Source organism: Alishewanella sp. WH16-1 (assembly GCF_001441695.1).
In the GTDB taxonomy this organism is placed as follows: domain Bacteria; phylum Pseudomonadota; class Gammaproteobacteria; order Enterobacterales; family Alteromonadaceae; genus Alishewanella; species Alishewanella agri.
Map to the genome: position 1 here is coordinate 1 of NZ_LCWL01000076.1, position 23,974 is coordinate 23,974.

The 23,974-nt window shown below is 51.0% G+C and carries 16 protein-coding genes and 1 pseudogene; 3 read left to right on the top strand and 14 right to left on the bottom strand.

The genetic code is table 11. The annotated features are described in order from the left end of the window. A pseudogene (locus AAY72_RS06705) lies at positions 1–327 on the top strand (transposase); the annotation flags it as partial. A 106-nt stretch (positions 328–433) separates the two neighbouring features. Here the strand turns inward: AAY72_RS06705 and AAY72_RS06710 are convergent. The 8 genes from AAY72_RS06710 to AAY72_RS06740 all read right to left on the bottom strand — a co-directional run bounded on the left by AAY72_RS06710 (position 434) and on the right by AAY72_RS06740 (position 14,074). Further along, positions 434–2,227, bottom strand: a complete 1,794-nt coding sequence (locus AAY72_RS06710; protein WP_057786263.1) for a 2Fe-2S iron-sulfur cluster-binding protein — start codon at positions 2,225–2,227, stop codon at positions 434–436. Further along, a complete protein-coding gene (locus tag AAY72_RS06715) occupies positions 2,224–2,940 on the bottom strand; it encodes a PepSY domain-containing protein (protein ID WP_057786295.1) in 717 nt (238 codons plus the stop codon). Before AAY72_RS06715 ends, AAY72_RS06710 begins: the two co-directional genes overlap by 4 nt. 52 nt (positions 2,941–2,992) lie before the next feature. Continuing rightward, positions 2,993–5,695 carry a TonB-dependent receptor gene (locus AAY72_RS06720; protein WP_231728918.1) on the bottom strand — a complete coding sequence of 901 codons (2,703 nt, stop codon included), beginning with the start codon at positions 5,693–5,695 and terminating at the stop codon, positions 2,993–2,995. A gap of 356 nt (positions 5,696–6,051) precedes the next feature. Beyond that, a complete protein-coding gene (locus AAY72_RS06725) occupies positions 6,052–9,726 on the bottom strand; it encodes an efflux RND transporter permease subunit (protein WP_057786265.1) in 3,675 nt (1,224 codons plus the stop codon). Beyond that, positions 9,723–11,582 carry an efflux RND transporter periplasmic adaptor subunit gene (locus AAY72_RS06730; RefSeq protein ID WP_057786267.1) on the bottom strand — a complete coding sequence of 620 codons (1,860 nt, stop codon included), beginning with the start codon at positions 11,580–11,582 and terminating at the stop codon, positions 9,723–9,725. Before AAY72_RS06730 ends, AAY72_RS06725 begins: the two co-directional genes overlap by 4 nt. Positions 11,583–11,586: 4 nt before the next feature. After that, on the bottom strand, positions 11,587–12,918 hold the full coding sequence (locus AAY72_RS06735) for a TolC family protein (RefSeq protein ID WP_057786269.1): 1,332 nt from the start codon (positions 12,916–12,918) through the stop codon (positions 11,587–11,589). Positions 12,919–12,995: 77 nt separating this feature from the next. Then, positions 12,996–13,418: a hypothetical protein gene (locus tag AAY72_RS16695; protein ID WP_138984195.1), complete on the bottom strand. Its 423-nt coding sequence runs from the start codon at positions 13,416–13,418 to the stop codon at positions 12,996–12,998. Positions 13,419–13,645: 227 nt separating this feature from the next. Beyond that, positions 13,646–14,074, bottom strand: a complete 429-nt coding sequence (locus AAY72_RS06740) for a hypothetical protein (RefSeq protein WP_197408379.1) — start codon at positions 14,072–14,074, stop codon at positions 13,646–13,648. A gap of 60 nt (positions 14,075–14,134) precedes the next feature. Between AAY72_RS06740 and AAY72_RS16700 the strand changes: the two genes are divergently transcribed. Next, positions 14,135–14,278, top strand: coding sequence for a hypothetical protein (locus AAY72_RS16700; protein WP_231728919.1), 144 nt, complete (start codon positions 14,135–14,137; stop codon positions 14,276–14,278). A gap of 7 nt (positions 14,279–14,285) precedes the next feature. After that, positions 14,286–14,711, top strand: coding sequence for an RNA polymerase sigma factor (locus tag AAY72_RS06745; RefSeq protein WP_057786271.1), 426 nt, complete (start codon positions 14,286–14,288; stop codon positions 14,709–14,711). A gap of 47 nt (positions 14,712–14,758) precedes the next feature. Here AAY72_RS06745 and greA read toward each other — a convergent pair whose 3' ends face one another. From greA to AAY72_RS06775, 6 genes are all read right to left on the bottom strand, one after another. Continuing rightward, positions 14,759–15,235, bottom strand: a complete 477-nt coding sequence (greA, locus tag AAY72_RS06750; RefSeq protein ID WP_008608787.1) for a transcription elongation factor GreA — start codon at positions 15,233–15,235, stop codon at positions 14,759–14,761. After that, positions 15,232–18,453 carry a carbamoyl-phosphate synthase large subunit gene (carB, locus tag AAY72_RS06755; protein ID WP_057786273.1) on the bottom strand — a complete coding sequence of 1,074 codons (3,222 nt, stop codon included), beginning with the start codon at positions 18,451–18,453 and terminating at the stop codon, positions 15,232–15,234. Before carB ends, greA begins: the two co-directional genes overlap by 4 nt. Positions 18,454–18,481: 28 nt before the next feature. Continuing rightward, the gene (gene carA / locus AAY72_RS06760) at positions 18,482–19,606 is read right to left on the bottom strand and encodes a glutamine-hydrolyzing carbamoyl-phosphate synthase small subunit (protein WP_057786275.1); all 1,125 of its coding nucleotides are present in this window, start codon (positions 19,604–19,606) and stop codon (positions 18,482–18,484) included. A gap of 250 nt (positions 19,607–19,856) precedes the next feature. Further along, complete coding sequence (dapB, locus tag AAY72_RS06765) at positions 19,857–20,666, bottom strand: 4-hydroxy-tetrahydrodipicolinate reductase (protein ID WP_057786278.1); 810 nt, start codon at positions 20,664–20,666, stop codon at positions 19,857–19,859. A 118-nt stretch (positions 20,667–20,784) separates the two neighbouring features. Continuing rightward, on the bottom strand, positions 20,785–21,939 hold the full coding sequence (locus AAY72_RS06770; protein ID WP_057786280.1) for an iron-containing alcohol dehydrogenase: 1,155 nt from the start codon (positions 21,937–21,939) through the stop codon (positions 20,785–20,787). A 96-nt stretch (positions 21,940–22,035) separates the two neighbouring features. Further along, positions 22,036–23,907: an MFS transporter gene (locus AAY72_RS06775; protein WP_057786281.1), complete on the bottom strand. Its 1,872-nt coding sequence runs from the start codon at positions 23,905–23,907 to the stop codon at positions 22,036–22,038. Positions 23,908–23,974 lie beyond the last annotated feature (67 nt).

Here is a 23,974-nt window from a genome sequence, read left to right on the forward strand (position 1 = left end):
AGACCAGTGACTTATTTATTGCGTTGCTGGAAAAACTTAAAGGCCAATATCGTCGGGCCAAGAGCATTCGGTTAATCGTGGATAATTACATCATCCACAAGAGAAAAAAAACGCATAAGTGGCTGAGCGACAACCCAAAGTTCAAGTTACTGTTCTTGCCGGTTTATAGCCCATGGCATAACAAAATTGAAAAACTGTGGCATGCTCTGCACGAGACGATAACCCGGAATCATCAGTGCAAAAACATGGATGATTTACTACTTTATGGACACTGCCGCACCGTTTCCAGGCGGCAAGCATGGACTAAAACGGGTGTATCACAACTAGGAGCAGTTATTTAGGGCATACCAGAACATCTGACCGGCCCAGTGGCCTTGTCAGATGTTCTGGTGACTTTAGTTAACGACAAACTCAACCGCCAGCTGCTGATTAACTATATGCCAAAATCGTCGAAACGGATGCGTTCTTTAGCAACACCGAGCTGTGCTAGCATCTCCCGCGTTGCCTTGAGCATGCGCGGAGGACCGCACAGATAAAAATCGAAACGCTGCCAGTCATGCTCTGCTAAATAGGCAAGCGCCGCTTCGTGCACAAAACCTTGAGCTCCGTCCCACTGACACTGTGTCTGCGCTTCAGAAAGCACTGGCACATAGTGCACTTGTCCGTACCGTTGCAAGCTCAATAATTCCTCGTGGTACACCAACTCCTGACGATTCCGCGCACCATAGAAATAAACCACATGCCGAGGCCCTGCATCTTGCAGCTCTTCCTGTAGTATCGCGCGTAAAGGTGCCATACCTGCACCACCACCAATCAAAAAGAGTTCGCGAGGAGATTCTACTTGACGCAAAAACTCGCCATAAGGCCCCTCAGCTTCAATGCTCTGCCCGACCTGCATAGAGCACAAATAAGTTGCGCCAATACCTGGCTCGCAATCTCCGGTCGCTGGTGGTTGATAGCGCACGGTAAAGATCAGCTCATGTTGACCATCCACACACGCCTCGCAACTGGCCATAGAATAGCTTCTACGCACCGCGCTATGTTGCATTTCACCCGTGGGCATATACTTCCAAGCCGATTTGAAAGCTTCTGGAATATCCTCAGCTCGACGTTTTGTGGTTGCTGCAGGAATTAAGAATTGCATGTATTGGCCGGCTTGATAGGCCACAGGTTTTTGCCCACTCACGAATCGCAGTTCTTTTAACATAGGCGTGAGCCAACGCGTGCCAACGAGCTTCAGCTCATGACGTTGCACATCCAATGCCTTAATCTCGACCGTCGATAGTTTATCTAAGCCGTGCTGGCAGGCTAAACGGTAACCCTCCTGCAGCTCTGAGGCGCTCAGTAAATCGCGCTCTGCCGCTGTAATCGGTGCTGAAGAAGAAGCTTTCACCTTACATAAAGCGCAGGTTCCACCACCGCCACAACCACTTTCTATCGGCATACGATGTTGCTGCAAGACTTGTAAAACCGTTTGTTGTTGGCGTCCCACCAAGGTGTGTTGTTGCCCTGCTCGATGCACCTGTAATGATGCTTTACGTAAGTTAATACGCATCTCGCCGGTACTTAAGAGCTTAGCGAGTAAAATAAAGCCCGAGAGAGCAAACCACAGTGTCAGAATCCCCGCACTTACGATCACCACATGATTAAAACTCCGGCCACCGGTGTAATCCATAAAGTGCAACCTGAACATCCAGTCCGCAACCACCCAGGGAGTATTTCTGTGGTCGAGGACGGTGCCTGAGTCGCGATCGACATAAACGCGGGTGTTTAAATCATCGTTATAATCGATTCGAAAGCCATTGCCCTGCCAACCATGTAAATCGCGTGTGGCAGTGACAGGCGTCACTTGCAAGGGAGCACCAGGGCCGGAATAAGTTGAATTAGCGATAGCCACCGCTAAGTTTTGATGTGTTTGCCACGGCGCTCCGGTGCGCCCATCAAGATAAGAAGTACCCTCGGCATGCTCGATCACCAACTGAGGAATACCCTCTATTTTGCGACCGCGTAACGAGGTGATCGCGGTAAAATCTTTCCACCAACGTGCATCCATTTGCGCAAATGCTTCAACGGAAAGCGGCTCAAGCTCGGCATGTTGGTGATATTGGTGCCCCTTCATACCATGGTGATCCACCAGCGCAAAATACAAACCGCTGATCGTCCACAATAAAAGTTGTACCAAGATAATTAGGCTAGTCCAGCGATGAAGCCATTGGAGAAATTTCATAGCGGCTTCCTCTTCGATGTACGCAAAGTCTGCAGGACTAAAATGGTCCCTGTAAAAGTAAATGCAAAGGTCGCTAGGATGAAGGCACGCAACCACCACGTGGTAATATCAGTGCGATCTTTATAATCCATAATGTGGAGCATCCACATGATATCGAAACCACGCCAAAAATCATGTCGCCGCACGGTCATTTCACCCGTTGCACGGTGCAGGTACAAACTGGTATTACCGAAGTCGTCAAAATCTACTCGCCAAATAGGTAGGTGATTCGGATTCAGCTCGGACGGTGCTTGGTCACGCAGCAACTGGACTTGGGTAATACGAGGCTCGCCCTTTTTGTAATAGCGTTCCGCCAGGGCACGGATATCTGCAGCCGTCAGCTCCAGCCTAGTGAATGAATCAGGACTAACTAGGAACTTCTCTTCACCCGCATGGACTTGAAAAAGGTCTTGGTAACGGCCCTGTACAAAACGATTCACCCAACGCACATCATGCGCTTCTGGGTAGCGTTTCAAAACCTCCAGAAAGTGACCCTGTTGGCTAGCTTCTTGAATCGGTTGATCAGCGGCTTGCGTTAGGTGTACACCGTGGATAAACGGTAACTTAAAGAACACCATATAGCCGCCGGAAATCGCCCAAATCAGCATTTGCAGGCCAACAATTAAAGACAGCCAGCGATGCCAAATTCTGAAGCTGGTGGATTGAATATGCATAAATAACCTCAACAACATGGGGCGGCAGGGCAACGCCCTGCCGCCAACAAGCTTAGAACTGATAACGAAGCTTCACATACAGCTGACGACCGAGTAGGTCATAGGTCATGGTATCTGTATTAGCATCTGTCCAGCTTTGAACAAACGGCGCTTTTTTATCGAACAAGTTGCTCACACCGCCGCTCAACGTCCAGTTATCGTTGAAGAACCAGCTTCCTTGAATATCATGGTAGAACACGTTACTCACACGGTAGCCGACATCGCCTTCACTGGCGTTGATATCACGCGCAGATCCAATCATGCGGACGCTGTAGTGTGCTTGCCATTGCTCACCAGAAAGGGTCGCTGAAGCGTCTGAGCGCAAGCGAGCGTAACTTCCACTGCCTCCAGTAATGCGGCCGGCATAACGAATTGCCGCGGCACCTTGGAATGGCTCGACCGTGTAATCATCAAGGTACGTCATATTAAAATTGAAACGTGCATCTAACCCCATGAGCTCGGTGCGGTAATAGACCGCCGCATCGACCCCAGATATGGTCTCGGTCGCCACGTTGTCCGCTTGTGCCGATAAAAAGTTTACCGCGCCGGTGAGGGGGTCCCGGGTAAAGGTGTCGGAACTACAGAACGGGTGAGATAAGTTTTGCGAGTTATAACAAGCAGATAACTTGGTTGAACCCGCCACGCTGCGGATAGCGTTTTCGATTTTCAGGTCGAAGTAATCGAGCGTGAATTGTAAACCATCAGCAAATGGAACATCCCACACTAAACCTGCGGTAAAAGTCTTTGCGTCCTCTGGCATCAAGGCAGGATTCCCGCCTGTCTGGGTCAGCACATTACCGCCAGCTTGTACGTAACCTGCAGGCACACCATCTGCTTGGCAATTTGCTGCTACCGTTGGGTTGGCTCCCGGCAGATCCCAGCCTGAACATGGATCTGTCGTGGTTAAGTTACCTTCGCCAATACCACCAAACAGTTCTGGAATATTCGGAACTCGGAAAGCTGTCGAATATGTGGAACGGAATTTCAAACCCTCATGAACCGTCCAATGGAGGCCGACCTTATAATTGCCATCACTTCCGAAGGTATCGTAGTCCGAAAAACGATAAGCAAGATCCACAGTCACTAAATCCGCGAAGCTCCGTTCAGCCAAGACAGGAATTGAGGTTTCGACATAAGCTTCAGAGACCGTATACTGACCGCTCAAGGGCTCCTGGCGGTTGGTATTCATGATACCCGCAACCACCGAGGAATCAGGGTCGCGCCAACCACGCTCTTTACGATGTTCGATACCAAAAGCAACTGGGATTGCACCCATGCGAGTCTCGAATAAATCGCCGGTGATATTTGCAGTGAAGCTGCGCTGTTCGTTGCCACCGGTATTATTGATACGGAACAAGATATAATCGAGCGCTTCTTGTGAAATATTGCCAAATCCCAACAAATCAGCACAGGGGACTCCCGCACCACAGGTGGTGGGATTAATGGCACGCCCCAAACGCTCAAGATTTACAATATTTGTGCTGGCATCATCGCCCGTGGTACGGCCCAAATTATAGGCAACTTCCCAATTCCAATGATCACGCCATAGCCCATTTAGACCTGCGACAACGCGGAAAGTATGTACGTCTTGCTCAAAACCACGACCACCTGCTTCGTCGAGCCGTCTTTGCACAATACGGATTGACTCACCCGTGGGGTTATCGGGGTGATCCGCTGCATAATTGATGTCACGAATCGTGCCCGGCGCGCCAATTTGGTTCGAGCGGCGGTTATTATAAAGCACTTCTGTGAAAGCGTAGGTTTCATCGCCAATTCGGTAATCACCAAAGCCTGAAAAACTTAGGGTTTGAACCGGATTCACGGCATTCAAAAATGGATTCGAATTGACGTTATGAATAGCCGCACTGTAGGGTTCAAAACCTTTGGGGTCACCACCCGGAGTTTGGTTAAAGTTAATTTGTTGCCCTGTGTTCGGCCCGCTCGTGTACACAGCGCGACCACCCGGTGTCGAGGCGCTACCAAAACAACCGAGTTCGCCAGGAGCTACCTCGCGTAAGGCACAAGGCGCTCGGTCAGCCATGTTAACCGCTTCTGTTGAGCGATAACTTAAGGTTGTAGTTAAGCGCCCACGGTCTGATTGTGTGCCGAACATCAAGTTCAGAGAGGTTTCCTCGCCATCAGATTCATCACTGGTAGCAAAGCGACCTTCCACCATCACACCCTCGAAGTTTTTACGGGTAATGATGTTCACCACACCAGCAACTGCATCAGCACCGTAAATAGCTGAGGCACCATCTTTGAGTACCTCAACGCGCTCGATCATACTGACCGGGATGGTGTTTAAATCGACAGCAGCATTAGCCCCTGTACCACCATTCACCATTCTGCGACCATTTAACAGAACAAGCGTGCGGTTCACACCAAGTCCACGCAAATTGATTTGTGCAGTTCCCCAACCACCACCAGTCCAATACGCGCTCGTTTGATTTCCGCCAAAACCCGCGGAAGCGGACATTTGTTGCAACAGCAACTCCATCGATGTTACTCCAGAAAGCTCGATATCTTCGGCAGTAAAAACCTGGATGGGCGCAGAGCTCGATGCTTCAGCTCGCTGAATACGAGAACCTGTCACCGAAATTCGCTCGACACGTTGATCCTCAACCATCGTATCCTGAGCCTCTTGTGCGCACACGATGCCAGGTGCAACGCTAACTGCAACCGCCATAGCAACGAGTGATAACTTATGCATTTTCATGTTTCCTCCGGTATATGCCTTTGTTGTTTTTATGTGCAATCTATTGATAGCAGCAAACCACTTGTATATGCAACTTCTTTATCTTGCTTTGCCACATTCAAATTATTGATTTTAATTATTTTTATAAACATAGGAGGCTCCCAAGAAGATCATCCCTGACCTCTTGTATACTTAATAACCAAAACTAAATGGCTGAATTTCTCGCATTTAATCGCTGGTGATGCACATTCCTCTGACTTAGTTGTATTGAATACTTATATTACTTTTTAGAATTAAAATTTATTTCTTAAATCAAAATGATTTAATAAGAGCGCTCTTTCGGTACCGTTTCCCGTCGCAAAAGAGCGCTTATTCTCTTATCGCATGCGCCATTCCTCGCGCCAGCTATACAACACCGGAACCACAAACATGCTGAGCACCACAAAGGTCAATCCACCGACTGTCGGAATCGCCATAGGTATCATTAAATCCGCCCCCCTCCCTGTTGCGGTCAGCACGGGGAAAAGCGCCAATATTGTGGTTGCACTGGTCATCATGCAGGGCCGAACACGCTGCAACCCCGCCTCGACCACGCGGTTGCGAATGGATTCGACGGTATCAGTTACTCCTTCCTCGAAGCACTGTTTGAGGTACGTAGCCATGACCACGCCGTCATCTACTGCAATCCCAAACAGGGCCAAGAACCCAACCCATACCGCTACGCTTAGGTGTGTCACCTGGAATTGGAAGATCTCGCGTAAGGGCACGCCTTGCGTAATGCCCGGGATGGTGAAATTGGCAAACCAGCTTTGGCCATACAGATAGAGCATGATGAAACCACCTGACCAAGCGACCGCAATACCCGAAAAGACCATCAACGCGGTGCTCACCCGCTTAAACTGCAGGTACAGCAAAATGAAGATCAAGGTGAGCGACAGTGGAATCACAATTTGCAGGGTTTCCATCGCACTTTGTTGCTGTTGATAACTGCCGGCGAAGGTATAACTTACACCTGTGGGCAGTCGCAGTTCGCCAGACTCGCGTGCTTGCTCAAGGTAGGCTCTTGCCGCCTCAACGGCATCCACATCACCAAAACCAGCCGCGGCACCGAAGGTTACATAAGCGGTCAGGAAGGTATTCTCGGACCGAATCATTTGCGGTCCTCGGGCAAATTCAATGTTCGCCAACTCGCTTAATGGAATTTGCGCACCATTCGCAGCTGTCACCAAGATAGAGGCCATCGCATCAGGATCATCGCGTAATTCACGCTGATAGCGCACACGCACTGGATAGCGCTCGCGACCCTCGACGGTGGTGGTTACCTCGACCCCTCCGATCGCCGCCGCAATGGTGTTTTGCACCGCGTTAATACTCAGTCCATAACGTGCGATGCGTTCACGGTCGAGCAGCACCTCAAGGTAGGGGCTACCCACGACACGTTCAGCACTCACCGAGTTATGATTTACGCCTGGCGCATTGCGCAATGCTTGCTCAATGTCCAAAGCCGCTTGTTCTAAGGTTGCCAAATCAGGGCCTTGAACTTTAACGCCCATCGCCGCACGCATCCCCGTTTGTAACATGAGCTGACGCGTTTCAATCGGTTGTAAGCGAGGCGCTGAAGTAACCCCCGGGACGTCGGCAGCAAGGACGATTTCATCCCAGATGTCACGGGGTGACTGAATATGGTCGCGCCATTGACGGTAGGGGAGTCCACGTCGGTCCTCGATCAGCTGGCCTTGCCGATCGCGCACAAAATCTCCGTTACGATCGACCCGGAAGTTTAGACGTCGACCTTGCGCGTCAGTCTTAAACTCACTCTTATAGGTGATCACTGTTTCGATCATCGAAACAGGTGCAGGGTCTAATGCCGTGTCTGCGCGCCCTATCTTACCCACCACGGTCTCCACTTCTGGAATCGCAGCAATCGCCTGATCCTGCATAGACAGCACATCGAGTGCTTCCCCAATCGACGCGTGTGGCATCGTGGTTGGCATCAGAAGGAATGCCCCTTCATCCAGCGACGGCATGAACTCTCGTCCAAGCCCCGGGACAGTGGCCAAGCCTGCGGCAATCACGAGCGCTGGCACGGCAAGGAAGATAGCCTTAAACCGCAAACACCAACGTAGCATGGGTTCATAGAAGCGAATGATCAGCGTGAAAGAACCGACGACGAAGGCGAACATCAATATCACAAAGAGCAGATTGCGTAAGCTACCTGCGTTGGGTCCGAGCGGTTCCCAAAGATTGGCTAAGAAGATCAGTACGCTCATGGAAAGCAACCCGTACACAACACGGTAAGCGCTTTGCCGTTGCGCCAGCCACAGATCTATACCACGCAGCCTATCGCTCAATAAGAAGCGTAGAAGCACGGGAATCAGCACCAGAGCCAAAACAATCGCCGCGAGCAACACCAAGGTTTTAGTGTAGGCAAGTGGCGCAAAGAGCTTGCCTTCGGCTCCTGTCATGGTAAATACCGGCAAGAAGCTGATCACTGTGGTGGCGATCGCAGTGGTGACTGCTGGCCCCACCTCTTTAGTGCTCTTTAGAATGGTTTGCTGGATGCTTTCATCGAGCCCTTGTTGGCGTCTACGCAGCACATTATCGGTCACGATAATGCCCATATCCACAATGGTCCCTATCGCGATTGCGATACCTGCCAACGCCACGATATTTGCTTCTACACCTAGTAAGCGCATACAAATAAAGGTCAACAGCACGGCCAACGGCAACATTGCAGCGACTGTCAGCGCTGCGCGAACATGTAAAAGCATAAGCAACACAACGGCAGCTGTAATCAGTAATTGCTGCGTCAACGCATCGCTTAAGGTCCCTAAAGTCTCCATGATCAGGTTAGAGCGGTCGTAAAAAGGTACCACAGTGACTTGGCTTAGATTCAGCCACTCTGGCCAGCGGTCCTGTGGATGTTGTTGTAACCATGTGGTCCATGCTTGTTGTGCATGGTCGTCAAAGCGCAAAGTACCGCTGGTATAGTTCGGTAAACCTTGTGCTTGACCGAAGCGCTGTACTTCAGTTGGGCCGACTTGCGACCAATCAATGACGGCCCGCGCAGGCAACGAAGGCGCAATTTCATCCAATCGTTGCTTGGTGTTCTCGATCGCAGCGAGTGGGTTAAAGCCCTCTCGCACGGTCACAATTCCCCCGACCGCTTCAGCGCCCGCTACATCCAGCGCACCGCGACGCTCTGCTGGGCCAAGCCCCACCGTTGCCACATCAGCAACTCGAATGGGAATGTTGTCTGTACCTAAACGAACTACAGCTTGCTCAATGTTAGCCAGAGTTCGAATAAAGCCAATACCACGCACGATGTACTCGACTTGGTTAATCTCGGTAGTGCGCGCGCCTATGTCGAGGTTGGCCTCGGCAACTGCGACCATGACTTGTTCAAGACTGACATCGTAATAACGTAACGCATCTGGATCGACATCAATCTGATATTCGCGCACAAAACCGCCGACTGACGCGACTTCGCTAACGCCTTCGGCAGCAAGTAACCCGTAACGAACAAACCAATCTTGGATTGAACGTAATTCATCCAAATCCCAACCACCGATGGGATCTCCCTGCGGATCGCGTCCCTCTAATGTGTACAAGAACACCTGCCCTAAACCGGTCGCATCGGGCCCTAATGCCGGCTGCACACCCTCTGGTAAGGTTCCTGCGGGCAAGCTCGAGAGTTTTTCGAGAATCCGCGCACGCGACCAATAAAATTCGATGTCATCATGAAAAATAATCGAAATGGTCGAAAAACCAAACATCGACAAGGTGCGCACATCCTTCACCCCAGGCACGCCCATGAGCTGGACGGATAGTGGGTAGCTCACTTGGTCTTCGACATCCTGTGGCGAGCGGCCCGGCCAATCGGTGTAAACGATTTGCTGGTTTTCACCGATATTGGGGATTGCATCCACCGCCACAGGTGACCGCGGTAATGAACTATCGGAAGGGAATGGCGAGACAATCAAGCCCGCAACAACAATCACCACACTTAACAGGGCGACGATTAACTTATTTTCAAGCACCCAACGGATCATGACGATTGCTCCTCAAACCGCTCTAATTCGTCTCCGCAGCGCAACATGCTGGCACCGAAATACGGGTTCAGTAATCCTGAGCTTGGTTGCAACCAATGCGCGCCTTGACCGCGACGTACCATAGGGCAATACATCAAATAGATGGTGTTAGGTAACACCCCGGCTTCAGCGAGCGCGATCATGCCTTGGGAGTGGGCGAAGAATTGATCACGTGCTGTGTTGATATTTCCTATGTGATGCGCGTGGCCCTTTCCGGTCGCCAATAGCTCGTATACAGCCTCACTCGCGGCTGGCCACTGCGTCGCATCAAGCGCTGCGAAGAAGATTTCCGCACTGCTCTGCCATGCCGATAAGTCATCGGAATGTAAGGCCTCCCACATGCCCATATAAGCATCCGTAACCGCGGATAAATCAACTTGCGAGAAATCACCAGTCACCGCGAGCTCGTCCATGGCTGCCATCTCATGCGCCCCGTGATCATTGTGTTGCGCATGTGCATCATGACCATGACCGTGATCATGTCCCTGATCGTGCCCACCAGCGTGCTCACCCTCGGGCGACATCATGCTCGGACGACCTTGTAACTGCAATTCACTATCAATCCGGAACGCACCTCGGCTAACAATAGTGTCGCCTTCTTCAAGCCCATCTATAACTTCAAAACGGTCGCCAAAGCGTTGCCCCAATTCCACTGTACGTGGTGCAAAACGTCCTTCGCCGAGGGCAACATAGACCACTGCTCGACGCCCTGTAAGGAGCGCTGCCGAAGTAGGTATGGTTAATTTGTCTGACTGAGTAATGTGTACCTCGGCTCGGGTAAAGCCTCCCGCACTGAGCGCCTGCTCACCAACCTCTAACGCCACACGTACCGTGCGCGTGCGTCGCTCTGGGTCAATCCGCGGAGCAATTGAGATCACTTCGCCATGCAACATTTCACGCTGGCCTTGCACAGAAAACTCCAGATACTGGCCTACCTGTATCGCACCTAAATCTCGCTCAAATACTTCGAACAATGCCCACATGCGTTGCTCGTCTGCGAGTTCAACAATGACATCACCGGTGTTGACATAATCACCTTGACTCACATTACGGGTGACCACTAAACCAGCCGTAGGAGCGTGGATGGTAATGCGATCACGTGCTTCACCGCGTGTGATGACGGCATCGATCTGCTCGTTCGATAAGCCCAATAAGCGCAAACGCTCTCTTGCAGCGCGTAAGGTGGTCGCCTGGGAATCGCGCAAGAACGCTGGTGCATCTTGATTGGCTTGCCGGGTCGCCTGCAAAAGCTCTTGCTGGGCAACAAACAATTCGGGGCTGTAGAGCTCCACAAGACGTGCACCTGCTTCAACATAGGCGCCGGTATAATTGACATAAAGACGCTCAATCCGCCCACCGGTCCACGCACTGATGCTGGTTAAGGCGCGCTCATCAAACTCTAGTTGCCCACTTAAACGGATGACCTGTTCTGCATCACCACGCCGAACCGGCTCAGTTTGCACACCAAGCAACGCTAAAGCGCGTCCAGAGAATTCGATTTCGGTTGGGCCTTCTCCACCACGACCGCCACTGACCGGTATCAGCTCCATACCACAAATCGGACAGCGGTCATTTGGGTCCGTACTGCGAAATGTAGGGTGCATAGAACAGGTGTATTCCTGTGTTTCAGCGGAAAACGCGGCAGCAAGGTCATGGTCATGACCTGTATGATCTTCATGATTTGCATGGGCCGCATGATCGGCATGGCCAGCATGTTGGTGACCCGGTGTCTGCATTGCCAAACCCAACGCCAGTGTGCCTGCAGTGATCACTACAAAGCCTGTAGCAACCCATTGAACAGTTGTAAGTTTTTTCATAAATTTAGTCCACCTCGTGCACGGGCACGATCAGTGCCTGAATAGTTGCAAGGGCCGCTAGCTGGTTAGCTAGCGCGCGACGGTACGCAAGCGAGAAACCAAGCCACTCTTGTTGGCTTGTCACAACATCGGCGTAGGTCGCATTATTGTTAGTGTATTTAGCAAGCACGGAAGCCAAGGCTTGTTCGGCGCGCTGCACAAGCACATCTCCGTACAATGCGCGATTACGTTCCGCCTCACGCCATTCAAATAACGCAATGCTAAGTGCCGCTTGAGCATCCAGACGTGCAGCTTCAAGGCGTGCTAAGCCACCTTGAAAATTTGCATCGGCAGCAGCGCGTTGCGCGCGATAATTATTCCGCCAAATAGGCAGCGAAACAGATACCATACCGGCGGTCGTACCGTCGCCCATATCTGTATCCATATACTCCATACCTACCATCAGGCGCGGCAAGCCCGCTGTGCCTGCCACATCACGAGCTACTTGCAAGGCTTCCAGCTCGTATTGCGTGGCGCGTAGCCCAGCGTTTTGCTCTTGCACCAGTTGGTATAAATCGCTGATTTCCGCCGGCAAGGCGGCAAATTCGGCATGGGTTTGCTCAAGGTCAAAGTGGTCAGGTAAGGCAGCACGTGCATCACGTCCTAGAGCACCATTTAGGCGAGCCTGCTGTGACGTTTGTGCCGCTTGCAGATTATCTAACTCACTGCGTGCCTCATCGAGGGCGTTTTGTGCTCGTAGTAAATCGCTCATCGCCGCACTTCCGGCAGCATATTGTTGCTCAACCACAGCGACAAAATGCTCTTGAATTACGACCAACTCCCGCTGTAATGCCACACTGTCTCGCACATAGAGATACTCGCTAAAAGCTGCAACGACATTCGCTGCCACATCAGCTTGTGCTTGTGCTAATTGCGCTTTGGCCGCGCGTAATGTAGCTTTGCCCTGTTCGATAGCCATACTGCGGCGATTGAATACAGGGATCTCTTGGCTAAGGCCTAGGGTTCGGTAACCGGTATCATTCAACCCTTGGGTCAAGGTAAACTCGGGGTCCATGAACGCACCTGCGCTAATTAATTCAGCCCTTGCGCTCTCTACATCGGCTAAGGCCGCTTGAACCGCAGGATGATAAGACTGAGCTTGCTGAATGAGCGCGCGCATATCGGCGTCTACAGGAACAACCCATGCACGCGCCCGATTTTCAGTGGTCGAGGAGGCGTAGATCGCATCGTAATCTGGCTGATAACTCGCACAGCCACTGACAAGAAATGCTAAAGCGCATAGCGAAGCAAATCTAAAACAGCGCTTGGTCTGTGCAAATGCAGAGTGAAACCGCATAAAAAACTCCTGAAAAGCTATCTAAGTCGTCGTGCTTCGCAGCAAAGCGAAAATCACGACCCAATAAGTCGATAGATTCAGGCAATAATAGGTGGCGGAGTGGGTTGTCCGTTAAGAAGCGTGTAGAACGAGGGTGTTGCGTTCATTGCTGAAGCAAAATGTGGAGCTTGGAGCCAAGAAAAGGCGGTCAACGCGGCGCTACAACCATGACCGCTCATGGCGCAATGGCCACAATCGGTACCGCAAAAACTCGCGCAATCCAGTGCTTCATCGCAACAATCTTCTGGCGCAGCCAGATCATTGGCTGCCGCCGCATAATGGGCGCGTACTTCTGCAAGTCGCGCAGCCATTTGTTCGCAATGGTCTTGATCACTTGCATTCTTTGGCATGACGACTTGCGCTGCGCTCATGTTATCATGGTCCATCACGACGCTGCCGTTACCGGAAAACGGTAACAACAGAAGCGTTGTCATAATGAACCAAACGATAGCGCGTTGCATAACTTAAGCAGGTCATCCTTTAGTAAACGAATCATATCAATATACTGAGTTGCAAAAGGATTGCAAGATCAAGTTGTGTATACAAGATAAAGTTGTGTATACAAGATAAAATTACAGCCATCGAACAGGGCGGGAACATACTTTGTTTGAAAATCAACCAAACAATATTTCTGCCCTAAATTTATCATCCCAATAGGCTCGTTGTCTTTTTCCTGCCACGCTGTCTTTCAGCGGGTGAGCCTTGATAAGATTGAGCAGAGCTCGCCTAAATAAGGACTGCTTGTCTTTAACTGCATTTGCTCAAGCGCCAGAGCAGTTATTTCTTCTAAAGACCAGCCCGCGACCGTTGTTTTGTCCAGGATCTCTACCCGTTTTAGCTGCTGAAACAACTCGCCTATATCAGGCATAAGTTCATTGCCTGCAGGCAGGTGAAGCCTTCCTTTATGTTCATTTGGGACCTGATGTAACAACGGTTGTGTTGCGGTGCAAAGCACCGCTGTTGTTTTACAATGCGCTGCCAGAAAATTAAGCGAGTTATTAAATAAATGAATGCAGTTAATTGGCAGGGTTTGGATCTCATCAAACACAATCACACTATTGGCCAGTTGATGTAACCGCCTGACACCACGGGTACCACCACTTAGCAAGGTTTCCAAAAACTGCACCATAGTGGTGAGTACGATAGGCGCGTCCCAGTTTTCACTCACCAACTTACTATGCCAGGTTTGCGGGTTTATCAGCAGCAAATTGCCGGCATTGCTAATGGCACCCTGCTGATGAATACTACTAGCCGCCATTTTATGATACTGGATGAGCCAGAGTGGTTTATCAGCACGCTGCGTTCGGCGTTACAGGAGTAAGCTGATTATGTTAATTATCCTGGAACAACAGTTACAACCCGATGTTAGCGCTGCCATCGCCGGCGATATGCAGGCCTTTAGCCGCCTGGTACAGCGCTGCCAAAATGGTATTAGCAGTATTGCACTGGCGATCGTGAAAGATTTAGATGCCAGTGAAGAAGTCTGTCAGCAGGTATTTATTGCTGCCTGGCAGCAACTGAACAGCCTGCAGAATCCGGCCAGCTTTTTGCCCTGGCTGCGCCAGATCACCCGTTATCGCGCCTATAGCTATCTGCGCGAACAACGGGAGAAAGCCGCACAGAGTGCAGCGGCAAAACGGCAGTATCGCAATAATCTGCTCTGGTGTTGGTTTGGCATGCTCGGTGGTGCGACAGCCGGCTTTGCTGGCTTGATAGCAGGGCTAGTTAAAAACGGCCGCTGGTTTTGGGGCTAAAAAAACGCCGGCATCAGCGCCGGCGTTTTTAATGCAGAATTTAAAACTTACAGATACTGTACGTCCGTGATTTCATATTCCACCACGCCTTTGGGCGTCGTAATATTAACCACTTCATCTGCTGTTTTGCCAATCAGGCCACGGGCGATCGGTGAATTCACCGAAATCAGATTATTTTTAATATCCGCTTCGTCATCACCGACAATGCGGTAGGTCACTTCTTCATCCGTATCCAGATTCAGAATGGTGACGGTAGCGCCAAAGATCACCTTGCCGCTATTTGGCAGCTTGGTCACATCAATGATTTGCGCATTGGACAACTTGGCTTCAATATCCTGAATGCGGCCTTCAATAAAACCCTGCTGTTCACGGGCGGCATGATACTCAGCGTTTTCTTTTAAATCGCCATGCGCACGCGCTTCGGCAATCGCCAGGATCACCGCCGGGCGCTTTACCGTTTTTAGCTCGTTCAGCTCAGCGCGCAGTGCTTCTGCGCCCTGAACTGTCATCGGGATTAAACTCATCCGTTAACTCTCTTATGCAATTCCTGTACAGATACGACATTAGCAAAAGCACTGGCCGCATTGGCTTTTACCGTAGCAAAAGCGGCATTCAGCGTTGTCGTGTAGTTTACCTTATGCTGTAAGGCGCCACGACGCAGCATTTTGGAGTCTTCTATGGCCTGGCGCCCTTCGGTGGTATTTACCACATAGCTGTATTCACCGTTTTTAATCCGGTCCAGCATATTCGGACGACCTTCGAACACTTTATTGACTACACGGCACTCAATACCGGCTGCTTTTAAGGCTGCTGCCGTACCGCCACTGGCATCCAGTTCAAAACCAGATTCCACCATACGTTTAGCTAACTCAACCACGCGCACTTTATCGCTGTCGCGTACAGAAAGCAAGGCACGGCCACCGGTCGGGATCACAATGCCACAGCCCAGTTCCGCTTTCGCAAAGGCCTCTTCGAAGGTATTACCTACCCCCATTACTTCACCGGTAGAACGCATTTCCGGGCCAAGGATCGGATCGACGCCCGGGAATTTATTAAACGGGATCACCACTTCTTTTACCGAGAAGTACGGTGGGATAATCTCTTTGGTAATGCCCTGCTCTGCCAGCGAACGGCCTGCCATGCAGCGGGCACCGACTTTGGCTACGGCAACACCGGTGGCTTTCGAGACGAACGGCACGGTGCGGGCAGCACGCGGGTTAACTTCAATTAAGTACACTTCGCCATCTTTGACTGCGAACTGGGTATTCATCAGGCCAACTACGCCCAGCTCCAGTGCCAGTTTACGGACCTGCTCACGCATCAGATCCTGAATTTGCTGCGACAAGCTATGTGGTGGCAGCGTACAAGCCGAGTCACCTGAATGCACACCGGCTTGTTCGATATGTTCCATAATGCCGCCAATCACGACCTCTTTACCGTCACAGATGGCATCGATATCAACTTCAATAGCATCATCCAGGAAGTTATCCAGCAGTACCGGCGAGTCATTGGATACGCTTACGGCTTCATTCATATAACGGCGCAGATCCTGCTCGTCATAAACGATTTCCATTGCCCGGCCGCCCAGTACATAAGACGGGCGCACCACCATCGGATACCCAATTTCCGGCGCTTTGGCCAGAGCTTCATCAAAGCTGGTAACAGTGACGTTTTTCGGTTGCTTTAAGCCTAAGCGGTTAACTGCCTGCTGGAAACGCTCACGGTCTTCAGCGCGGTCAATTGCATCCGGAGAAGTACCAATAATTGGTACGCCGTTCGCTTCTAAGGCGCGGGCTAATTTTAGTGGTGTTTGGCCACCGTACTGCACAATCACACCTTTTGGCTGTTCTTTGCGCACGATTTCCAGTACATCTTCCAGCGTGATTGGTTCGAAATACAGCCGATCTGAGGTGTCGTAATCAGTAGAAACGGTTTCCGGGTTACAGTTCACCATAATGGTTTCGTAACCGTCTTCGCGCAGCGCTAAGGCCGCGTGCACACAGCAATAGTCAAATTCGATACCCTGGCCGATACGGTTCGGGCCGCCACCGATAATCATAATCTTATCGCGGTTACTTGGCGCCGCTTCACACTCTTCGTCGTAGCTGCTGTACATATAAGCGGTGTTAGAGGCAAATTCCGCCGCACAGGTATCAACCCGCTTATACACCGGGTGAATATTGTAGCTGTAGCGCTTTTTGCGTACTTCAGTTTCACTGACGCCAAGCACTTCCGCAATGCGCTTGTCGGCAAAGCCTTTGCGTTTTAAGCGGGCAATCCGGGTTTCGTCGAGCGCAGCAAAGCCGTCAACACTCAGCGCTTGCTCTTCTTTTACCAGATCTTCAATTTGCACCAGGAACCAGGGGTCGATTTTGGTCAGATTAAAGATCTCGTCCATGCTCATACCAAAGCGGAAAGCATCGGCGATATACCAAATACGGTGCGCGCCCGGCTCGCGCAGTTCACGGATAATCTTTTCTTTGGCTTCCGAGGCATTGATATCAATGATCGGATCTAAACCTGAGACACCAATCTCTAAACCACGCAGGGCTTTTTGCAATGATTCCTGCTGGTTACGACCGATGGCCATTACTTCACCCACTGATTTCATCTGGGTAGTTAAGCGATCGTTGGCGCCAGCAAATTTTTCAAAGTTAAAGCGCGGCACCTTGGTAACGACGTAATCGATACTTGGCTCGAATGACGCCGGGGTAACACCACCGGTAATATCGTTCGCCAGTTCATCCAGGGTATAACCTACCGCCAGCTTGGCCGCTACTTTGGCGATTGGGAAGCCAGTGGCTTTTGAGGCCAGTGCTGATGAGCGCGATACCCGCGGGTTCATTTCGATAATGACCATCCGGCCATCGACCGGGTTAATCCCGAACTGTACGTTCGAGCCACCGGTTTCAACACCGATTTCACGCAGTACCGCCAACGAGGCGTTACGCATAATCTGGTATTCTTTGTCAGTCAGGGTTTGCGCCGGCGCTACGGTGATCGAGTCACCGGTGTGAACGCCCATCGGATCGAAGTTTTCAATCGAACAAACGATAATGCAGTTATCGTTCTTGTCGCGCACCACTTCCATCTCGTACTCTTTCCAACCGATTAACGACTCGTCAATCAGCAGCTCTTTGGTCGGCGACAGATCCAGACCACGGGTACAGATTTCTTCAAATTCTTCACGGTTATAGGCAATACCGCCACCTGAGCCACCCATGGTGAATGACGGGCGGATAATACAAGGGAAACCGATCGTTTCCAGTACCTGATAGGCTTCTTCCATCGAGTGGGCTAAACCAGCGCGTGGACAGGCTAAACCGATAGAGCGCATGGCTTTATCGAAGCGGCTACGATCTTCAGCTTTATCAATGGCATCCGCCGTGGCGCCGATCATTTCGACGTTGTATTTCGCCAGTACACCGTGACGCTCTAAATCCAGCGCGCAGTTCAGTGCTGTCTGGCCACCCATGGTCGGCAGTACAGCGCACGGGCTCTCTTTTTCGATAATCTTTTCTACTACCTGCCAGTGGATTGGCTCGATATAGGTGGCGTCGGCCATTTCCGGATCGGTCATAATGGTGGCCGGGTTAGAGTTCACAAGAATAACGCGGTAGCCTTCTTCTTTTAAAGCTTTACAGGCTTGAGCGCCTGAGTAGTCAAACTCACAGGCCTGGCCGATAACGATTGGGCCAGCGCCTAAGATCAGAATACTTTTAAGGTCGGTACGTTTTGGCATTGCAGTAGATCTCCGTAATTCTCTTTGCTTAGGCTTTTTGCATCAGCGCGATAAAGTGGTCGAACAGCTCTGAGGCTTCGTGCGGGCCTGGGCTCGCTTCCGGGTGGCCTTGAAAACTGAATGCCGGTTTATCAGTACGGTGGATCCCTTGCAGGGTGCCGTCGAATAACGATTTATGGGTAGCGCGTAAGTTAGCCGGTAAACTGGCTTCTTCTACCGCAAAACCGTGGTTCTGCGCAGTAATCAGCACCCGTTTGGTGTCCAAGTTTTGTACCGGGTGGTTACCACCATGATGGCCTAACGCCATTTTTACCGTCTTAGCGCCGCTGGCCAGGGCCAGTAACTGGTGACCTAAGCAGATACCAAAGATCGGAATATCGGTCTCTAAAAAGGCTTTAATGGCTTCGATAGCATAGGTACAAGGTGCCGGGTCACCCGGGCCATTAGATAAGAAAATACCATCCGGGTTTAAGGCCAGTACGTCAGCAGCAGGGGTTTGCGCCGGTACTACGGTCAGTTTACAACCGCGGTCCGCTAACATACGCAGGATGTTACGTTTCACGCCAAAGTCATACGCTACGACATGGAAGCGCTCGGCGGCAGCGGCCTGATGGCCCACGCCCAGCTGCCAGCTACCTTCGGTCCACTGATAAGGTACGCTGACAGTGACTTCTTTTGCCAAATCCATCCCCGATAAACCCGGAAAGCCTTTGGCGAGTTGCAGTGCTTTAGCTTCATCCAGATTATCACCGGCCATAATGCAGCCATTCTGGGCGCCTTTTTCACGCAGGATCCGGGTTAATTTGCGGGTATCGATATCGGCGATGCCGAGAATATTGTTGTTTTGTAAATATTGACTAAGAGAGAGTTGGTTGCGGAAATTGCTGGCTAACAGCGGGAGGTCACGGATGATCAGGCCTTTTGCCCAAATCTTACCGGATTCCTCATCTTCCTCATTGGTTCCGGTATTGCCAATATGAGGATAGGTAAGAGTCACAATTTGTTCTGCGTATGAGGGGTCAGTTAAAATTTCCTGATACCCGGTCATCGAGGTGTTAAATACTACCTCACCAACAGAAACTCCTTCGGCGCCAATGGCTGTACCGCGAAATACGGTGCCGTCTTCCAGTACGAGCAGGGCGGACTTAGTCAAAATAACCTCCAAACAGCAAAAAACGGGCGAAAACCAGTGGCGTTTTACAACCCGTTTTGACCTAAAATTCTGATACCCGTATTTACCGTGCGCTAACAGTTCCCGGTAATGATAACAAAACCAGGAAATCTTCGAGCGTACGGGCAAACCTGCTTATTTTAGGTGATAAGCGCTAATTTGGCTATGACTATTTTTTGTTTTTACAAAAATAGCGGCTTTAACACGTTTTTTTGTTAAATGCCGCAAAAGTTTAATCTAACTTTGGCAAACCTAGCACTTGTTGCATGGTATAAAGTCCTGGCTGCTTATTTTGCAACCATAAAGCAGCGCGCAGTGCGCCTTGCGCAAAGGTGTTACGGCTTGATGCTTTGTGGGTGATTTCCAGCCTTTCGCCAAGATCTGCAAACAGCGCGGTGTGATCGCCAATAATGTCGCCGCCCCTTACTGTAGCAAAGCCAATAGTTTGTTGCGGCCGTTCTCCAATCATGCCTTCGCGACCATAGACGGCAACCTCGTTCAGGTTACGGCCAAGGCTACGGGCAATGCTGGCACCTATCGCCATGGCGGTACCCGATGGCGAGTCCTTTTTAAAACGGTGGTGCGCTTCGATAATCTCAATATCCGCCGTATTCCCCATCACCCTGGCGGCAGTTTGAGCCAGATGTAGCAGCAAATTCACGCCGACACTCATATTGGGCGCCCAGACAATCGGGATCTGTGTGCTGGCTTGTTGAATCAGCTGATACTGGGCATCGGTTAAGCCGGTGACGCCAATCACCATGGCTTTACGTTCAGCCACGCAGAGTGCCAGCTGGGCTAACATCGGCTCGGGCATGGTAAAATCGACCCAGACGTCAGCTTGCTGCACTGCCGCGGCGGCAGTAGCGCTTAGCGCCAGCCCGATTTTACCGCAGCCGGCCAGCTCTCCTGCATCAAGACCTATTAACTCTGAACCTGCTCTCACCGTTGCCGCAGCGAGCTGTAATTGCTGTTCTTTTGCTACCGTCACCAAAGCCCGGCCCATACGGCCATTGGCACCAAAGATCCCAATTGAGGTCATATTATGCTCTGCACTCTTCAATCAATCATTGTTCTTAATGGCCGCTATTAGACCAAAAGCCGGCAGATTACAAAAGCAAAACAGCCGTCTTTAAGGAAAAACGGCTGTTTATTCTAAGTTACAGCGCCCGTTGCAGGATACTGCGGCTCACTTCCGGCGTGATATCCCGGTGTTCGCCGAGCTTAATCATCTTATGCTGCACCAGTTTGTCGACCAGCTTATCGACGGCATCGGCTTTGATACCATAGTCAGCCAGACGGGTAGGTACGCCCATCCGCTCAAAGAATTGCCGGGTGTGGCTGATGGCCTCGTCAATCAGCCGCTCTTGGTCCTGATGCTGTAGTTGCCAGACCCGCTGACCATATTGCAGTAACTTGGCGCCTTTAGTGGCGCGTTGTTGCTGCATCAGTGCCGGTAACACTATCGCCAGGGTTTGTGCATGATCCAAGCCATAGAGCGCAGTAATTTCATGGCCAATCATATGAGTGGCCCAATCCTGCGGCACGCCCTGGCCAATCAGGCCATTCAGTGCCATGGTCGCGGCCCACATCACATTAGCGCGCACGTCATAGTTTTCTGGTTCCGCCAACGCTTTCGGGCCCTCTTCAATCAGGGTTTGCAGTAAGCCTTCAGCAAAACGGTCCTGTACCGGTGCATTGACCGGATAGGTCAGATACTGCTCCATCACATGCACAAAAGCATCAACCACGCCATTGGCAACCTGCTTCGGTGGCAAACTGTACGTGACAGTCGGATCCAAAATAGCAAATTGCGGGAACACCAGCTCACTGCTAAAGGCCAGTTTTTGCTGGGTTTCATAGCGGGTTACGACTGAATTGCCATTACTCTCCGAGCCAGTCGCCGGCAGCGTCAGTACACAACCCAGCGGCACTGCCGTTGTGACCTTGGCACCCTTGGCCAGAATATCCCAGGGATCGCCGTTAAATACGGCGGCAGCGGCAACAAATTTGGCGCCATCAATTACGCTGCCACCGCCGACCGCCAGAATATACTCAACTCCCTGCTCTTTCACTAACGTCGTTGCCCGCATCAGGGTTTCAAAAGCCGGATTTGGCTCAACGCCGGCAAATTCAATAAAACTGACGTCAGCCAGAGCCTTGGCCACTTGCTGATAAACGCCGTTACGCTTGATTGAGCCACCGCCATAGATCAGCAGTACCTTTTTATCTTTGGGTAACAGATTAGTCAGCTCGCTGATCTGATCTTTACCAAACACAATACGGGTGGGATTTTGATAGGAAAAATTAAACATGCACAGGCTCCATAGCGGCATAGTTAAACACCCTTATGCTATGGGGCTACGGGGGTTCTGGATCAAGTCAGAAGTCCGTTAAAGCACATATTGTATTTAGTAAAAAGGCCCACGTAAGGTTTTGACTTGTTGCTCCAGATACGCCGCTGTTGCTTCGGCGGGTGGTACCGCTGTGCCAGCCACCAGCTTAACTTTTGACCAGAAGCGCCCTTTAAACTTAAAAGCGCCGTCGCCATGATGACTAAAAAAAGAGCCCCACAGGCCTTGCAGCGCCATCGGAATCACCGGCACCGGGGTTTCGGCGATAATCCGCTCAATGCCAGTGCGGAAAGCATCGATTTCACCATCCTGAGTTAAGCGCCCCTCCGGGAAGATACAGATCAAATTGCCTTCTGAGAGCTCACGCCGAATAGCCGCAAAGGCGGCTTCATACATCTGCTCGTCTTGTTGCTTGCCACAAATTGGGATGGTTTTGGCGGCTTTAAACAGCCAGTTCGCCACCGGGATCTGGTAAATCCCTTTATACATCACAAAACGCACCGGCCGGCGTACTGCACCGCCAATCAACAGCGCATCAACATAGCTAACATGGTTGGCCACCAGTACCGCCGGCCCCACCTCGGGAATATGCTCCAACCCCTGTGCTTTCACCCGGTACATAGTATGGCTAAGCAGATAAATCACAAACCGCAGCACAAACTCCGGCACCGTGCTGTAAACATAGAGCGCAACCACCGCATTCATAATGGCCAGGATCAGAAAATACTCCGGGATACTTAGGCCAAACCCAGCCAGAAATAACATCCCCGCCAGCGCAGCAACCACCATAAAGAGCGCGTTAAAAATATTATTGGCAGCGATCATTCTCGCCCGCTGTGCTGGCTCTGCCCGCTGCTGTAACATTGCATACAGTGGCACAATAAAGAGCCCGCCAAAAACACCAATCAAGGTTAAATCTAAAAGTACCCACCAGCCAAAGGCAGTTGCCAAAAACTGACTTAGCGATAACAACTCAGTTGGCATAACAGCCGGCGTACTAAAATACAAGCTGATACCAAATACTGTCAGACCAACAGAGCCAATGGGTACCAGCCCCAATTCAACTCTTTCGTCGGATAATCGCTCACAAAGCATCGAACCTATACCTACCCCAACCGAAAAGGCCACCAGCAAGGCCGTCACCACAGTATTATCACCGGCTAAATGGCTTTTGGTAAAATTCGGAAACTGGGTCAGATAGCTGGCCCCCAAAAACCAGAACCAGCTAATCGCCATAATCGCCAGATACAGAGTACGGTTTTGATAGCTGATGCGGACGGTTTCCAGGCTTTGCCGCCAGGGCGCAAATTGAAAACGCGGACCGGCAGCGACAGCGCCGACTTCCGGGATCTGTAAACTGGCCAGGTAGCCGAATACAGCAAACAGCACGACTAAACTGCCGATCCATAGCATGGCATTGGCTACGCCGACCAGTAAGCCACCGACGATAGTGCCCAGCAGAATCGCGATAAAGGTCCCCATTTCTACCCAGGCATTACCCGCCAATAGTTGCCGATCCGTTAATAATTGCGGCAGTATCGCGTATTTAACCGGTCCAAAGAACGCCGACTGGCTGCCCATCAGAAATAACAGCCCCAGTAACAGTAAATACTGCTGAAAGAAAAATGCCGCTGCCGCCAATAGCATCAGGCCAATCTCCAGCAATTTTAACCAGCGGATCAGCCGCGTTTTACACACACTATCCGCGAGAGTGCCGGCGGTGGCTGAAAACAGTAAAAAAGGCAGAATAAAGAGCCCGGCGGCCAGATTCATACTGACATCGACACTCCAGGGCATAGCACTGGCCGCACTAAAGGTCAGCAGCAACATCAGTGCATTTTTAAATACATTGTCGTTAAAGGCGCCCAACGCCTGGGTCAAGAAAAACGGCAGAAACCGCTTACTGCCAATGATCTGCTTTGCTGCCATTCGTGCCTCCGCACTATGTCAATAATAATTCTTACCATCTAACAGTATGTTTTTTAGTCGAAATACC

What these genes read in the sequence shown, in the direction of transcription:
- AAY72_RS06710 (WP_057786263.1), bottom strand. Translation starts at nt 2,227, where the DNA reads ATGAAATTTCTCCAATGGCTTCATCGCTGGACTAGCCTAATTATCTTG.
- AAY72_RS06715 (WP_057786295.1), bottom strand. Translation starts at nt 2,940, where the DNA reads ATGCATATTCAATCCACCAGCTTCAGAATTTGGCATCGCTGGCTGTCT.
- AAY72_RS06720 (WP_231728918.1), bottom strand. Translation starts at nt 5,695, where the DNA reads ATGAAAATGCATAAGTTATCACTCGTTGCTATGGCGGTTGCAGTTAGC.
- AAY72_RS06725 (WP_057786265.1), bottom strand. Translation starts at nt 9,726, where the DNA reads ATGATCCGTTGGGTGCTTGAAAATAAGTTAATCGTCGCCCTGTTAAGT.
- AAY72_RS06730 (WP_057786267.1), bottom strand. Translation starts at nt 11,582, where the DNA reads ATGAAAAAACTTACAACTGTTCAATGGGTTGCTACAGGCTTTGTAGTG.
- AAY72_RS06735 (WP_057786269.1), bottom strand. Translation starts at nt 12,918, where the DNA reads ATGCGGTTTCACTCTGCATTTGCACAGACCAAGCGCTGTTTTAGATTT.
- AAY72_RS16695 (WP_138984195.1), bottom strand. Translation starts at nt 13,418, where the DNA reads ATGCAACGCGCTATCGTTTGGTTCATTATGACAACGCTTCTGTTGTTA.
- AAY72_RS16700 (WP_231728919.1), top strand. Translation starts at nt 14,135, where the DNA reads ATGCCAGGTTTGCGGGTTTATCAGCAGCAAATTGCCGGCATTGCTAAT.
- AAY72_RS06745 (WP_057786271.1), top strand. Translation starts at nt 14,286, where the DNA reads ATGTTAATTATCCTGGAACAACAGTTACAACCCGATGTTAGCGCTGCC.
- greA (WP_008608787.1), bottom strand. Translation starts at nt 15,235, where the DNA reads ATGAGTTTAATCCCGATGACAGTTCAGGGCGCAGAAGCACTGCGCGCT.
- carB (WP_057786273.1), bottom strand. Translation starts at nt 18,453, where the DNA reads ATGCCAAAACGTACCGACCTTAAAAGTATTCTGATCTTAGGCGCTGGC.
- dapB (WP_057786278.1), bottom strand. Translation starts at nt 20,666, where the DNA reads ATGACCTCAATTGGGATCTTTGGTGCCAATGGCCGTATGGGCCGGGCT.
- AAY72_RS06770 (WP_057786280.1), bottom strand. Translation starts at nt 21,939, where the DNA reads ATGTTTAATTTTTCCTATCAAAATCCCACCCGTATTGTGTTTGGTAAA.
- AAY72_RS06775 (WP_057786281.1), bottom strand. Translation starts at nt 23,907, where the DNA reads ATGGCAGCAAAGCAGATCATTGGCAGTAAGCGGTTTCTGCCGTTTTTC.